The sequence below is a fragment of the Enterobacter vonholyi genome (genome assembly GCF_008364555.1).
GTDB lineage: Bacteria > Pseudomonadota > Gammaproteobacteria > Enterobacterales > Enterobacteriaceae > Enterobacter > Enterobacter vonholyi.
Window position 1 is genome coordinate 26,867 of the sequence record NZ_VTUC01000017.1, and the last position, 13,600, is coordinate 40,466.

A 13,600-nucleotide genomic window follows, 5' to 3' on the forward strand; every position below is an offset into this window, starting at 1 on the left:
TTACGCGGATTAAAACGAAAGCAGATATCGCAAAAGGGTCGCCATCATGAACGATCACATGTTTGTTGAAACGCTGATTATCTCCTCATCGTTTTTCGCTATTGCCGCTATTCTCGTTGCCTCCGTGCTGTTTCTGGAACGAAAAGGCTGACAGGGCGTCAGCCATCGCAGTTACGCTTTATGGAAGGTGACAAGCTCAGGACGGGCGATGCGCAGGTAATCCTGGGTATCCATAATCACGGATTTCTCCAGCAGGCCGGCGTTAAACGCGATTTCGTCAAAACGCTCGAACAGCAGCGGGTCGGCAACCAGCGCCAGGTCAGGATGGAAGCTAAAGGGCGGGATAGCGCCGAAAACGCAGGCGGTCAGGGCATCGACTTCCGCCGGGCTGGCGAGGGAGGCTTTTAGCCCGCCAAAATGGCTGGCAAGCTGGCTCAGGTCAGCCTGCAGGTCGGCGGCGAGGATCGCCAGAACGTGTTTTTTTACGCCGTTTCCCTTCACCTTGCAGACCAGGGCTTTTGCGCCTTGCCGCAGATCGGTCCCGCGAATTTCACTTACCGCTTCACATTTCCCGACCGCCTCGTGCTCCATGACGCGAAACCGCGCGCCCTGCTCGGTGAGTAAGGTAATCAGTTGCTGGTGGGTTCCTGCCTCAATAACGTCGTCAGTCATAACGATTTCCCGGTGATAATCCAGTATGCAGCGTTCTACATTAGCACGGGATGAGCGGGGTCGAAAGAAAACAGCCAGCGGGCTCGCTGGCTGTTGGGTTATGCGTTGCTGGTAGCAGACTGCTTGTGGAACAGCTCCCTGAACACCGGATAAATATCATCCTGGTCACGGATATGCTGCATGGCAAAATTGTCGAACATCGCCTGCAGATGCTCATATTCTCGCCACAGGGTCTGGTGCGCGCGGCGGGTGATTTCGATATAGCTGTAGTAACGCACCACAGGCAGAATTTTCTTCGCCAGAATCTCGTGACACAGCGGTGAGTCGTCGGCCCAGTTATCGCCGTCCGACGCCTGCGCAGCATAAATATTCCACTGCGCCGGGTCGTAGCGCTCTTTGACCACTTCATCCATCAGCTTCAGCGCGCTCGAGACGATGGTCCCCCCGGTTTCCTGAGAGTAGAAGAACTCATGTTCATCCACCTCCTTCGCCTGGGTGTGGTGGCGGATATAGACCACCTCCACGTTCTTATAGGTTCTGCTCAGGAAAAGGTAGAGCAAAATATAAAAACGCTTCGCCATATCCTTGGTTGCCTGGTCCATCGAGCCGGACACGTCCATCAGACAGAACATCACCGCCTGGCTGGAGGGCTCAGGGCGTTTTTCGTAGTTCTTGTAGCGCAGGTCAAAGGTGTCGATAAACGGTACCCGTTCGATCTTCGCCCTCAGCTCTGCAATCTCTTTACGCAGGCGCTCCTCTTCCAGCAGTTGCGCCGGTTCCGTGTTTTCCACCACCTTCAGGCTGCTCTCCAGCTCGCGCAGCTCGCGCCGTTTTCCTGCCGTCATGGCCGTGCGTCGCGCCAGCGAATTCTGCAGCGAACGTACGACGCTGATGTTGGCGGGTACGCCGTTGGCGGTGTAGCCCGCGCGGTGGGTTTTATATTCATTAAGCTGACGATGCTGATTCTTCTTCAGATTCGGCAGCGCCAGGTCTTCGAACAGCAGGTCGAGATATTCATCTTTTGAAATCTGGAAGACAAATTCGTCCTGACCTTCACCGTCCTGGCTGGCCTGTCCCTGACCGCTTCCTGAACCACCTCCGCCGCCCTGAGGGCGCTCAATTCTGTCGTTCTGAATGAAGTGGTCATTACCTGGGTGTACGCGATGGCGCAGGCCGCCTCGCCCCTGATGAAACATCGGTTCGCTGATGTCATCAGTGGGGATGGAGACAGACTCGCCGCTGTCGACGTCGGTCACCGAGCGTTTGTTGATGGCCTCGGAGATAGACTGTTTAATTTGCGCTTTATAACGACGCAAGAAGCGCTGGCGGTTCACCGTGCTCTTGTTTTTGCCGTTAAGACGCCGGTCAATAAACCAGGTCATATACCCCCCGTACTGCATTTGCCAACTTGCATTTTGTAGGCCCGGCAGGCTCTAAGCGCCGCCGGGCACTTGTTTTAAGACGATTTACGCACGCGCAGGTACCATTCGCAGAGCAGGCGCACCTGTTTGCGGGTGTAGCCTTTTTCCATCATACGGTCGACAAAATCGTCGTGTTTTTTCTGTTCATCGGTTGAGGTTTTGGCGTTAAACGAGATCACCGGCAGCAGCTCTTCGGTATTGGAGAACATTTTCTTCTCAATGACCGTGCGCAGCTTCTCGTAGCTGGTCCAGTTCGGATTGCGCCCGTTGTTATGCGCTCTGGCGCGCAGGACGAAGTTCACAATCTCATTACGGAAGTCTTTCGGGTTGCTGATCCCGGCAGGCTTCTCGATTTTTTCCAGCTCCGCGTTCAGGGATTCACGGTCAAACAGCTGGCCGGTATCCGGGTCGCGGTACTCCTGATCCTGGATCCAGAAGTCAGCGTAGGTGACGTAACGGTCAAAAATGTTCTGCCCGTACTCTGAATAGGATTCCAGGTAGGCCGTCTGGATCTCTTTGCCAATGAACTCGGCGTATTTCGGGATCAGGTAACCTTTCAGGAACTCAAGATAGCGTTCAGCCTGCTCCTGTGGGAACTGTTCGCGTTCGATTTGCTGTTCCAGCACGTAGAACAGATGAACCGGGTTGGCCGCCACTTCCGCATGGTCGAAGTTAAATACGCGGGAGAGGATCTTAAACGCGAAACGCGTGGACAGACCGTTCATCCCCTCATCAACCCCGGCATAGTCACGATATTCCTGATACGATTTCGCTTTCGGATCGGTATCCTTCAGGCTCTCACCGTCATACACGCGCATTTTCGAGTAGATGCTGGAGTTTTCCGGCTCTTTCAGGCGCGAAAGGATGGAGAAGCGTGACAGCGTTTCCAGCGTGCCGGGCGCGCAGGGTGCATGCACCAGCTCACTGTGGTTAAGCAGTTTCTCGTAAATTTTGATCTCTTCGGAGATCCGCAGGCAGTAAGGCACCTTGACGATGTACACGCGGTCAAGGAAGGCCTCATTGTTTTTGTTATTACGGAAGGTCACCCATTCAGATTCGTTCGAGTGGGCGAGAATAATCCCGTTAAACGGCAGAGCGGAGATACCTTCCGTCCCGTTGTAGTTGCCTTCCTGGGTCGCCGTCAGCAGCGGATGCAGCACTTTAATCGGTGCTTTAAACATCTCGACGAATTCCATAATCCCTTGGTTAGCCCGGCAGAGCGCGCCTGAGTAACCGTAGGCATCCGGGTCGTTTTGCGCGAAGTTTTCCAGCTTACGGATGTCAACTTTACCCACCAGCGCCGAGATGTCCTGGTTGTTCTCATCGCCGGGTTCAGTTTTGGCGATGGCGATCTGTTCAAGGATAGATGGCCAGACCTTCACCACGCGGAATTTGGTTATGTCGCCACCAAACTCGTGGAGGCGTTTTGCCGCCCACGGCGACATGATGGTGCCGAGATAGCGACGCGGGATGCCATACTCTTTGTCCAGAATCTGCGCATCTTCCTGCGGATTGAACAGGCACAGCGGATGGTCATTCACCGGGCTGCGCTCGCCGTTGGCGCTCAGCACATAGATAGGCACGCGCTGCATCAGCGACTTCAGGCGTTCCGCCAGCGAGGATTTACCGCCGCCCACCGGGCCGAGTAAATAGAGGATCTGTTTCTTCTCTTCCAGACCCTGAGCGGCATGCTTCAGATAGGAGACAATCTGTTCGATGGCATCTTCCATACCATAGAACTCTTCAAACGCCGGATATCGGGCGACCACCCGATTCGAAAAGAGACGGGAAAGCCGAGGCTCCAGGGCAGTGTCAACCATGTTTGGCTCACCAATAGCCATCAATAGCCGTTCTGCCGCATTGGCATAGGCACTGCGATCTTGCCGACAGATGGTAAGAAACTCCTGCAGTGTGAACTCTTCGTCCTTGGCAGCTTCATAGCGCTGGCGATAGTGATCGAATATATTCATGGCATGCCGTCCTTTCGTTTTTTAGCACAGGATAAGAGCCGTTCGTATGAGTAGTGGAGGCTCCCGGAAGAGAATCTCTCGCACCTCACTGCCAGAGCAGCAACCTGTGTGCCAGGTCAGACGCTAAGAACCGCAGGGTGTTCAGGAAAACTCTTCTTAAATTAAAGCGTAGATGGCATTTGCAAAACTTGCATGCCCACAAAATCTACTTTCAATGACATATCAATAACTCATCCAAAAATTTCCACTGTCGTTATAAGACAAATGCACGTTTTTCATTCAGCGGTCATATAAATGAAAGCGTGTTGTCATCTGAAAAGTTAAAAATAACGGGTTAATCAGACTGATTAGCAGGCAAAAAATTTTGGGATGTACGGGAATGGCGGTTACACTTCACCCGCTGATTATTTGACTACAGGAAAGAATGGATTGTGACCAAACTCAAACTTCTGGCATTAGGCATCCTTGCCGCGACCGCAGTAAGCACCGCACAGGCGGAAAGTCAGTGGACGCTTGGCGCGGGTGTTGGCGTCATTAACAGCCCGTACAAACAGTATGACCGTGATGTGTATCCTGTTCCGGTTATCACCTATGAAGGGGATAACGTCTGGTTCCGCGGGCTCGGCGGCGGCTACTATCTCTGGAACGACAAGGCCGATAAGCTCTCCATAATGGCCTACTACGATCCAACGCACTTCAAGCCGGGTGACAGTGACAGCCACGCGCTTCGCCAGCTCGACAAGCGTAAAAGCTCGATGATGGCCGGCCTCTCATACGTGCATAACACCCAGTATGGCTTCCTGCGTACGGCCCTGGCGGGTGACACGCTGGATAACAGCAACGGCTTTATCTGGGACCTGGCGTGGCTGTACCGCTATACCAACGGTGGGCTGACCCTGACGCCGGGTATCGGTGTGCAGTACAACAGCGAGAACTACAACGACTATTACTACGGCGTCTCTAAAAATGAGTCCCGCCGCAGTGGTCTGAAAAGTTATAGTGCAGATGACGGCTGGGATCCTTACCTGGAGCTGACAGCGAGCTACAACTTCCTTGGCGACTGGAGCGTGTACGGTACCGGCCGCTACGAGCGTCTGAGCGACGAAGTGAAGGATAGCCCGATGGTCGATAAGTCCTGGGCAGGTATCTTCTCTGTGGGTGTGAGCTACAAGTTCTGATTGTGCATTAATTTAGTGCAATCTATGCATCAAAACGGGGCGCTTGCGCCCCGTTTGCTTTAGCGTGGTGCAGAGAAATTATCGCTTCACAATGCGAATCGTCTGCCCTAAACGAGACGGTTTTTCTTCACTCGCTTTCTGCGGGTTGGTCACGCGAGCCGTTTCCACGCAGACAAACGTTTTATAACCCTCATCCGTCATGTCGGCCATGCTGACGGACAGCGCAGGACCCGGGTTCCAGCCCACCACATCGCTGTGATGATGATGGACCACTTCAATGCCGCGGTTCAGGGCGCCGTCGTGGATCACGCTACACGCTTCCGGGTGCAGGTAGACGCGGTCGGTACGGTCAGGGAATGCCTGAACGCCGTCGCTCAGTTTGCCTTCTTTCGCGTTATCGACTTTATCGATATAGGTATCGCCCAGGCCGCTCACCTTCACTGCGCTGATATCACCCACGTTGAAATAGGTGTGCAGGGCAGAGGTGGTTTCGAACTCGCCGTGAGCTTCCAGTTCGATTTCGCAGGTTTTACCCAGCTTGAAGCGGGCATACAGGGTGAAATCGTGCGGCCACAGGGCGCGGGTTTCATCATTAGCCTGCAGCTCAAAGGTCAGCACGGCGCCGTTATCGTCTTCGTTGTGCGCTTTCAGGGTCCACTGCTGGTTACGGGCAAAACCGTGAGAAGGCAAACCCTGCTGGGCGGACGGGCCGAACCACGGCCAGCAGATAGGCACGCCACCGCGGATCGCTGCCCCTTTTTTGAAGGAGGTCGCATCGCTCAGCCACAAACCTTCGGCTTCGCCTTCCGGTTTCCAGGAGAGCAGGTGAGCGCCGTTCAGCGCCACGGACGCTTTAACACGCGGATGGTCAACGACGATGATATCAGCACCGTCAATCTGACGGCGGGATAGCACAGGGGTAAGCTGTTCGACTACCGGAAGTGCAAAAATTTTATTAATCATTAAGCAATCCTCTGTCTTATAAATAAAAAAAGGCGACCGAAGTGGACTCCTTTCCATTCAGCGAATTCAGTAACTTACTGATTTAACAGTAAAATGGTTACATCATTCTACAACACAAAACCCCATCTTACATCAGTGTTTGGGGCAATATGTGGACACTTTAAGAAAAGCCCGGCAAGCGCCGGGCAAAATCATATAGCTTTCTCCATCGGATTAAATCTGACGGCGTCCTGCAGGTAGTCAGGGGCTAAATGTGCGTAAACCATCGTTTGTTGGATCTTGGCGTGTCCGAGTATCTTCTGCAGTACGAGGATATTTCCCCCGTTCATCACAAAGTGAGAGGCAAAAGTATGGCGCAGGGCGTGTACCGCCTGGCCTTTCGGCAGTTCTGGTGCAACCTTCTTAAGCGCATCGCGCACCAGGTCATAATCAATATGAGGAAAGAGCAGACCGCGCCCCCGGGCTTTAAGTGCCGCCTCAAGCTTTTGGCTAATTGGTACGGTGCGATCCTTTCCGTTTTTAGTATCAATAAAGGTGACACGACCATGAGCCACTCGCGTGCTGGCCAATCTCTTAACCTCCCCCCAACGTGCACCGGTTGAAAGAGAAAGCTCTGCAGCGAGGCTCTCATCTTCTGGCAATTCGGCGAGCAGGGCGGCAATTTCTGATAACGAGAGAAAGCCCATTTCAGGAGTAGCTACTTTAAATTTTTTTGCGCCGGAGAATGGGTTTTTATCGTGGAAATTGCCCGTATCAATCAGAGTTGTGAAAACAGCTGATATGGCCGTGATGTCACGATTAATAGTGTTTGGGCTTACCCCCGATTCGAATCTTCTGGCGCGGTAGTCAGCAATCATTTTTTTATTAATCTGATCCGCGCGCGGATACCCGAGGCGTTTGTCGATAGCCTTTACTTTATTATGCGTGCTAGTGGCAGATTTCATCATCTGCCCCTTCACTTGGTACCAGAGTTCAATGAGCTCAGAGAGCTTTCTGCGGTCAGCAGGTCGTTCTTTCCATTCTTTGTTGTGGTAATGGCTAATAGCCCAGCGCTCATATTGCTGAGCCTCTGACTTAGTCGGAAAGCGTTTCCGTATGCGCTTACCCTCGCGGCCTTGTGGGCGCAAATCTACGAGGTATTTCCCGTCCGGTAGCTTAGAAACTGTCATCCGGCAACCCCCTGAAATTGGCTAAGTGTTTTTAACTGAGAATATTCCTACCCATAAGTGAGTATAAGTCTCAGAATAAACGTCTGATTAACTAGTGGATTAATCTTCTAAAAGGTTTGTTTTGTAGCTTCATATTCCACCAGTTGACCATAATTCCATTATTCGTCTAGCTACTAGCCAGCCTTTTTGCCGTTTTGGTGGTCGGATGTGCTGTTTTGCCCATTAGGGGAGAGAGCCGGACTAATCTGTCCGGCCACCTCATTGGTCTCATCGCTCATTAGCCACATTGTGTATTTTTTGAAGAGGTTATGACTTGTGATCTTAACCAGCGTCGAACCACCTGGATCGCGCACGCCGGTCTCATATTTTTTGATAGTGCTCAACGAAATTCCTGTCACCTCAGAAAATGCTGATTGAGTAAGACCCTCAGCCTCACGGATAGCCTTTATCTTTTCCCCAAGTTCTCTTGACATGGTTCCTCTTTGTGCTCTAAATTTGCGTTTAAGGTTCACAAATGTGCACCTTAAGACATTAATAACCCCGCAAACTGCATCAAGCAGCATCAGGGCGCAAGGATCCAAGAGGATAGCATTAATGACTAAAAAATTGGAAAACTCACTAGATTCAGCATCATCGAGCAGCAAGCTGCCCCACGATTACCCATTTGGAGATCGTGTTTCTGAGTCAATTGCAGACTATGCAAAGCGTATGGGTGTATCAGTTGGGGCGATGCGCAATCGCGCTGATCGCGGAACGATACCAATCATTCAGCCTGGGCCAGGTAAAAAACGCGAGGTAAATCTCTACGCTATCTATATGAATGCGCGTTACAAGGGCGAGCGCTATACGGAAATGATGAATTAATTTTCATACTGTCATTTAATACTCTGGAGATAGTTATGATTAATCATTTAATCCCATTTGTTAACTCAGCCAATGAAGTTTTAAGTATGTATTCATTGCGCCAAAAGGTAGCAGAGAAAAAAAATCAACCATCACTCAATGGCAGAAATTGAATGGTGCTGCCATCAACTTTATAGCATTTCAGGTGCTGCGGCCTACGCAGGACATGAAAAAGAGGCAGAAGTAATAAAGTCTGCTGCTGATTACTGGAAGCAAACTGGAATTAAACCTGACTCAATATTGCAATAGAGATTAAGCCATGAAAAGGATTTACGCCGAGCAGGTTAATAAACTGCTTGAGGACTTTTATTTTAATAATGAGTTTGAAAGCAGTAGCCGCTCGCTTTCTTTCAATGTCTTGCAAAATGGCATTCATCACGTCTATGGCACGGCGTTCTGCTCAGGTGATGATGAGGCCACGGCAGCACTCAAGCCAATACTTATGCAGGTGATAGATGGAGAGGTGCCGCTACCCATCGACCTGACGGAGTGCGCATGTTAATCGTACAAATCACATCATTAAATTTTGCCTTATTCGCCGGCTTATTTATTACGTTGTTTATTTATCATCGTTTCAGATATGGCGGGGCGCTTAAGGATTCAATCATATGCTCTGGATATTCTGCAGTGGTTTTTGTGGTGTTGGTTGATGCTTTTATTCTCGCTGCTGGCTGGTCTTACTATTCAGCGCTTTATTTCTGGAATCTGGTTTTGTAAATAAATAAGGGCGGTTTATGTCTGATTTTAGTTTACCCACACTTTCAGGTTGCACGGCGCCAGCCCGCATATGGAAAAGCGCCAGCATTGAGCTCAGCGCGTTTATACGTGGTCGCAAAAACCACTCAAGAATTAAACCGCACCATTATCTCGTTATTCGCTTAGGCAGGCGCTGGCGCATTCTGAGCAAGGACAATGGCCGCCACTGGCAGCTAATGACGCATGAAACATATAACAAGGAGTCAAAATTATGACCGGCAACCCGTTAGCACCAATGAATGAGCAAGTTAGAGCTGAGGCTCTGCGGCGTCTGGTGCAGGATTTTGACTTTAAAGAACGCGAGAAGTATCTGCAGCAGGGCTTATGCCCTTACTGCAATAAGCGTGAAATGTACATAAGCACGGAGCGCCCTTATCTAATTAAGTGCGGCCGTGAAAATAAGTGCGGCAAAGAGATAACCGTGCGCAGCCTTTACCCCGATCTCTTTGAAAACTGGTCGCGCCGTTTCGAGTCAACCCCACAAAACCCCCACGCAGCTGCAGATGCTTATCTACGCGATGCCAGAGGCCTGGACATTACCCGCTTTAAAGGCTGTTACACCCAGGAATCATTCGCGCGTGATGGCATGGGCAGCGCCACGGTGAGGTTTACGCTGGCCAATGGCAAAAAATGGGAGCGCATCATTGATGAGCCTGAGCGATTTGAGCAGAAAGCCAATTTCATCGGGTCTTATGCTGGCTACTGGTGGGAGTCGCCAGGAATGGATCTGCGTAAGGCTGACAAGATATTTATCACTGAGGGCATTTTTAATGCCATGAGCCTGGTGCAAGCCGGGCTCTATGCCGTCGCGACGCTCAGCAGCAATAATTACCCGTCAATGCTGCTCAGCATGCTGGCCGAAGCAATCCCGGACTCAAAAAAGCGCCCTCGGCTTATCTGGGCTTTTGACGACGACCGGGCTGGCCGCAGTCATATCGTTAAGTTTGCAAAGCGAGCTGCAGAAGATGGCTGGGAAGTTAGCGCGGCGCTGCATACGGAGAACGGCGGCCACCTTGACTGGAATGACTTACTGCAGCGCGACAAGCTGACACCAAAAGACTGGAAGCAATACCGGCATCATGGCCGCTTGTTACTGGCTGACTCACCAAGTGCAAAGGCGCTTTTGATTTATGAGCATACCGAGCGCACATCGTTTCATTTCAATTATGGGTTCCGTACGTACTGGTTTCAGCTTGATTTCAATAAGTACATGAGCGCCTTTGACCGCATACTCGACTTTGATCGAGAGTGCACAAGTGAGGAGGATGCCAAGCGCAAGGCCATCAAAGAAACCGGCATGATCGAGGAGATATCAAACTGCGAATTTACGCCGCTTTATTTCCAGCGATCAGAGCCCACGGATGAATCCTGGTATTATCTGCGCGTCAACATGCCCCACGCGCCAGCCATTAAAGGCACTTTCACTGCCAACCAGCTGGCCAGCTCTGCCGAGTTTAAAAAACGCCTCCTGCATATTGCTAAGGGCGGCACTTATACCGGCAGCACCAAGCAGCTGGACACCCTGCTGCGCTCACTGCAGATGATAAAAGAAGTTAAAACGCAGAATTTCATCGGTTACAACAAAGAGTTTCGCGCGTGGATTATGAATGGCGCAGCTGTTAGCGGCGGCCGGGTTTTTCACCTCAATGATGAGGACTATTTCGAGATCCAAAAGGCCAGCGTCAAAAGCCTGAGCTTAACCCCTTCACTCGTTATCAATACCGACCTGAGCCAGTTTACGACCAGCTGGCTCAACGATATATGGTCAGCGTTCGGCGTTAAAGGTTACACCGCTCTGGCGTTCTGGCTCGGCTCGCTGTTCGCAGAGCAGACGCGTGAAATGCATAAATCTTTCCCGTTCCTTGAGATACACGGCGAGCCAGGCACCGGTAAAAGTACGCTTATCTAGTTTCTCTGGAAGCTCTGCGGCCGTGAGGAATATGAAGGGTTTGATCCGAGCAATTCCACGCCTGCAGCTCGCGGCCGTAACTTTTCTCAGGTTGCAAATTTGCCGGTGGTACTGATTGAGGGCGATCGCACTAATTCAAGTGATAAGCCATCGAAACTTCGCGCCTTTGACTATGACGAGCTTAAGTCTCTCTATAACGGCCGTGCGTCGCGCTCTTTGGGGATTAAAACCAACAATAACGAGACTTATGAGCCACCTTTCGGGGGCAATACTTCTGGCTCAGAATGCTGCTGTTGACGCCTCAGAGGCTACCTTGTCGCGTATCGTGAGCATGTTTACTGATAAATCAAATCAGACCGACGCAACCCAGGCTGCTGCTGAGCGACTCGAGCAGATCCCAATGAGCGACGTCTCGGGCTTTTTCATTGCGGCCACGCAAAGAGAGGTAGCAGTCCTGCAGGAGTACGATCACCACTACCGCAAAGCGATGGCCGATATGGCCAAACATGGCGACATAAGACACCGGCGTGTCATTAAAACCCATTCGCAAATTATCGGCTTTCTGATGGCTCTGGCGCACGTAGTACCGGTTCACCCATCTCAAATAGAGCTGACACGTAATTTTATTTTCAGGCTCGCCGCAGAGCGCCAGCGCGCACTCAGCCTCGATCATCCACTGGTGCAGGAGTTCTGGGAGTTATTCGACTATCTCGATGCACAAGAACAGCATGGCATTAACCATGCGCCAGTAGACAAGGCTGAGGAGATAGCGGTTAATTTCAACCATTTTGAGGAGATCGCAAACACATACCGGCAGCGGCTGCCGTTCACTTTGTCAGAGATTAAAAAGCTGCTCAAAAGTGGCCGTGAACGTGAGTTTATCCGCACCGCCTCAGTGCGCAGCTCGGTGAGCGACAGATACAACACCGGCAAATCAAAAGAGATGCGCAAGCCTGAATTTTTTTACTGTTGGATTTTTAAGCGAAGTTAATCACATGGTATATTTTGATATGAAGGGCATGGTGGAATCTTGTTTGCTTAAGGGGTAAAGTTGGAACTATACCCACACAAGCCGAAACAGGTAAGTAGCTACCTGCTGAAACTTTACCTTAATTTATGGATAAAAATATGCACACAGGTTTTAAAGGAACTTATGAGGCGCTTTTGCGGCTACAGGAAGTCGTTAGCAATATTTCAATGACGAAAGGCTTGCTGTCCGACTCTGAGGGTGTGGAATTGCCTGCCATTAAATCAGACGATTTGGTTGACCAAATTGTTTGCATTATTAATAAGTTGAAGGTATATGGTGATATTGATTTAACCGAAAAAGAAATCAAGGCATATGAATCACTCCCGGAAAAGATAGACGGGCTTGCAAAGGTTCATGTCCCAGAGTTTGATGGCTCAGACTCAGCAAAAGCTATCGCATCTTATATGTTAACCTTGACTTATATTGACCATTTTATAGATGAGTCACTCACATGGCAAAGACTTGATAACGCCAATTTGCTTCCAAGAAATTTAAGTAGAAAAATTAGAAGCATGGAGGCTAGATTCAATAAATTGGATCCTGAGATAAATTTACTTGAAGATAAAATTAAAACCATCAATGATGCGCACGTAGCTGCGGAAAATATCCCTGTTGATTTAAATGAACTTCGTGAATACAACAGAGAGGCATCAGATTTAAAAGAAAAAATAACCAAGGTACATTTTGGGCTGGAAGCTCAAGAAGAAAAGGCTCAAAAAATTCTGGATGAGTTAACGAAGAAAAATAATGAAGCTGAAAGATATTTGGCACTTTGTGAGGAAGCTATAAGAGCATCAACTTCAAAAGGATTGGCTGGGGCATTTGAAATAAAAGCTGATAAACTCAATCGAAGTATTCAACTCTGGGTGGCGGGATTGGCTACCGCACTAGGCGTTGGCGGATTTGTTGGATATGAAAGATTGAAAGTATTATCAGGGGTGTTAAATAATCAGAATCCCAATGCTGTTGTGATTTTCACACAATTATTATTATCAGTATTTAGCATTGGAGCGCCTCTTTGGTTTGCTTGGATGTCTACAAAGCAAATAAATCAAAGGTTTAAACTTGCAGAAGACTATGCATACAAATCCTCAGTGGCAAAGGCTTATGAAGGATATAAAAATGAGGCATGTAAAGTTTCAGATGGTGAATTTGAAAAGCGTCTTTTTGATTCAGCATTGAGTCGTCTTGAAGAGGCTCCACTGAGGTTTGTTAAAGATGATGACTATACAACACCATGGACTGAAATGCTTAATTCTAAATCATTCCATAAATTTCTTGATGCATCAGTAGATAATATCAATTTCGTTAAAGGGCTTATAAGCAAAAAAAGCCAGCCTGTAGCATTGGCTAGCAATGACGATCTTATTCCTCTTGAAAAAGAAAAAGTAGACGCATAATTAATCCCCGCATCTGCGGGGATTTTTTTATGTTGTTAGTAGTAAGTCGAGGGCAAATTGTCGCTGTTCAGGGCTTAGTTGGCCAACAAGCTCTTTTACCAGTCTGTCCGTTGCCATCGAGCTGGGGCTGAGGGTGTGTGAGAACGTCAGATTGAATCGCCACGGGTTTAACAGACACCTCAGAGTCATTTAAGATGACTTAAAGAGAGGTGCCCATGAGCGGTAAGCG

The 13,600-nt window shown here is 49.7% G+C and carries 15 protein-coding genes; 9 read left to right on the forward strand and 6 right to left on the reverse strand.

Annotated features, from left to right (window positions below):
* Positions 1 to 46: 46 nt before the first annotated feature.
* Positions 47 to 151 carry a small membrane protein YoaI gene (gene yoaI, locus F0319_RS18175; RefSeq protein WP_111965575.1) on the forward strand — a complete coding sequence of 35 codons (105 nt, stop codon included), beginning with the start codon at positions 47 to 49 and terminating at the stop codon, positions 149 to 151.
* A gap of 20 nt (positions 152 to 171) precedes the next feature.
* On the opposite strand, the gene F0319_RS18180 is transcribed toward yoaI, so the two are convergent.
* The 3 genes from F0319_RS18180 to yeaG all read right to left on the reverse strand — a co-directional run bounded on the left by F0319_RS18180 (position 172) and on the right by yeaG (position 4,063).
* Positions 172 to 672 (reverse strand): YbaK/prolyl-tRNA synthetase associated domain-containing protein, encoded by a 501-nt coding sequence (locus F0319_RS18180; protein ID WP_133294189.1) that lies wholly within the window; start codon positions 670 to 672, stop codon positions 172 to 174.
* 98 nt (positions 673 to 770) lie between these two features.
* Complete coding sequence (locus tag F0319_RS18185) at positions 771 to 2,054, reverse strand: YeaH/YhbH family protein (protein ID WP_149367500.1); 1,284 nt, start codon at positions 2,052 to 2,054, stop codon at positions 771 to 773.
* 74 nt (positions 2,055 to 2,128) lie between these two features.
* Positions 2,129 to 4,063, reverse strand: coding sequence for a protein kinase YeaG (gene yeaG / locus F0319_RS18190; protein ID WP_008500713.1), 1,935 nt, complete (start codon positions 4,061 to 4,063; stop codon positions 2,129 to 2,131).
* Positions 4,064 to 4,494: 431 nt separating this feature from the next.
* Between yeaG and F0319_RS18195 the strand changes: the two genes are divergently transcribed.
* Positions 4,495 to 5,241: a MipA/OmpV family protein gene (locus F0319_RS18195; RefSeq protein ID WP_115874791.1), complete on the forward strand. Its 747-nt coding sequence runs from the start codon at positions 4,495 to 4,497 to the stop codon at positions 5,239 to 5,241.
* Between the two features lie 78 nt (positions 5,242 to 5,319).
* On the opposite strand, the gene F0319_RS18200 is transcribed toward F0319_RS18195, so the two are convergent.
* The 3 genes from F0319_RS18200 to F0319_RS18210 form a co-directional block, all read right to left on the reverse strand.
* Positions 5,320 to 6,204: a D-hexose-6-phosphate mutarotase gene (locus F0319_RS18200; RefSeq protein WP_115874792.1), complete on the reverse strand. Its 885-nt coding sequence runs from the start codon at positions 6,202 to 6,204 to the stop codon at positions 5,320 to 5,322.
* A 191-nt stretch (positions 6,205 to 6,395) separates the two neighbouring features.
* Entirely contained in the window at positions 6,396 to 7,373 is a 978-nt protein-coding gene (locus tag F0319_RS18205) for a phage integrase (RefSeq protein WP_149367501.1), read from the reverse strand.
* Positions 7,374 to 7,546: 173 nt separating this feature from the next.
* Positions 7,547 to 7,846 (reverse strand): helix-turn-helix domain-containing protein, encoded by a 300-nt coding sequence (locus F0319_RS18210; RefSeq protein ID WP_149367502.1) that lies wholly within the window; start codon positions 7,844 to 7,846, stop codon positions 7,547 to 7,549.
* 121 nt (positions 7,847 to 7,967) lie between these two features.
* Between F0319_RS18210 and F0319_RS18215 the strand changes: the two genes are divergently transcribed.
* From F0319_RS18215 to F0319_RS18240, 7 genes are all read left to right on the forward strand, one after another.
* Positions 7,968 to 8,237 (forward strand): DNA-binding protein, encoded by a 270-nt coding sequence (locus F0319_RS18215; RefSeq protein WP_149367503.1) that lies wholly within the window; start codon positions 7,968 to 7,970, stop codon positions 8,235 to 8,237.
* A 298-nt stretch (positions 8,238 to 8,535) separates the two neighbouring features.
* Complete coding sequence (locus F0319_RS18220; protein ID WP_149367504.1) at positions 8,536 to 8,778, forward strand: hypothetical protein; 243 nt, start codon at positions 8,536 to 8,538, stop codon at positions 8,776 to 8,778.
* Positions 8,772 to 8,993 (forward strand): hypothetical protein, encoded by a 222-nt coding sequence (locus F0319_RS18225; protein ID WP_149367505.1) that lies wholly within the window; start codon positions 8,772 to 8,774, stop codon positions 8,991 to 8,993. Before F0319_RS18220 ends, F0319_RS18225 begins: the two co-directional genes overlap by 7 nt.
* Before the next feature lie 17 nt (positions 8,994 to 9,010).
* Entirely contained in the window at positions 9,011 to 9,247 is a 237-nt protein-coding gene (locus F0319_RS22575) for a ParE family toxin-like protein (RefSeq protein WP_149367506.1), read from the forward strand.
* Positions 9,244 to 10,941, forward strand: coding sequence for a toprim domain-containing protein (locus F0319_RS22430; RefSeq protein ID WP_240168116.1), 1,698 nt, complete (start codon positions 9,244 to 9,246; stop codon positions 10,939 to 10,941). Before F0319_RS22575 ends, F0319_RS22430 begins: the two co-directional genes overlap by 4 nt.
* Positions 10,942 to 11,188: 247 nt before the next feature.
* On the forward strand, positions 11,189 to 11,932 hold the full coding sequence (locus tag F0319_RS22435) for a hypothetical protein (RefSeq protein WP_240168117.1): 744 nt from the start codon (positions 11,189 to 11,191) through the stop codon (positions 11,930 to 11,932).
* Positions 11,933 to 12,057: 125 nt separating this feature from the next.
* The gene (locus tag F0319_RS18240; protein ID WP_240168118.1) at positions 12,058 to 13,371 is read left to right on the forward strand and encodes a coiled-coil domain-containing protein; all 1,314 of its coding nucleotides are present in this window, start codon (positions 12,058 to 12,060) and stop codon (positions 13,369 to 13,371) included.
* The last annotated feature ends 229 nt before the right edge of the window (positions 13,372 to 13,600 follow it).

Excerpts from the sequence above, each read along its gene's own strand:
- yoaI (WP_111965575.1), top strand. The coding sequence starts at position 47 with ATGAACGATCACATGTTTGTTGAAACGCTGATTATCTCCTCATCGTTT.
- F0319_RS18180 (WP_133294189.1), bottom strand. The coding sequence starts at position 672 with ATGACTGACGACGTTATTGAGGCAGGAACCCACCAGCAACTGATTACC.
- F0319_RS18185 (WP_149367500.1), bottom strand. The coding sequence starts at position 2,054 with ATGACCTGGTTTATTGACCGGCGTCTTAACGGCAAAAACAAGAGCACG.
- yeaG (WP_008500713.1), bottom strand. The coding sequence starts at position 4,063 with ATGAATATATTCGATCACTATCGCCAGCGCTATGAAGCTGCCAAGGAC.
- F0319_RS18200 (WP_115874792.1), bottom strand. The coding sequence starts at position 6,204 with ATGATTAATAAAATTTTTGCACTTCCGGTAGTCGAACAGCTTACCCCT.
- F0319_RS18205 (WP_149367501.1), bottom strand. The coding sequence starts at position 7,373 with ATGACAGTTTCTAAGCTACCGGACGGGAAATACCTCGTAGATTTGCGC.
- F0319_RS18210 (WP_149367502.1), bottom strand. The coding sequence starts at position 7,846 with ATGTCAAGAGAACTTGGGGAAAAGATAAAGGCTATCCGTGAGGCTGAG.
- F0319_RS18215 (WP_149367503.1), top strand. The coding sequence starts at position 7,968 with ATGACTAAAAAATTGGAAAACTCACTAGATTCAGCATCATCGAGCAGC.
- F0319_RS18220 (WP_149367504.1), top strand. The coding sequence starts at position 8,536 with ATGAAAAGGATTTACGCCGAGCAGGTTAATAAACTGCTTGAGGACTTT.
- F0319_RS18225 (WP_149367505.1), top strand. The coding sequence starts at position 8,772 with ATGTTAATCGTACAAATCACATCATTAAATTTTGCCTTATTCGCCGGC.
- F0319_RS22575 (WP_149367506.1), top strand. The coding sequence starts at position 9,011 with ATGTCTGATTTTAGTTTACCCACACTTTCAGGTTGCACGGCGCCAGCC.
- F0319_RS22430 (WP_240168116.1), top strand. The coding sequence starts at position 9,244 with ATGACCGGCAACCCGTTAGCACCAATGAATGAGCAAGTTAGAGCTGAG.
- F0319_RS22435 (WP_240168117.1), top strand. The coding sequence starts at position 11,189 with ATGAGCCACCTTTCGGGGGCAATACTTCTGGCTCAGAATGCTGCTGTT.
- F0319_RS18240 (WP_240168118.1), top strand. The coding sequence starts at position 12,058 with ATGGATAAAAATATGCACACAGGTTTTAAAGGAACTTATGAGGCGCTT.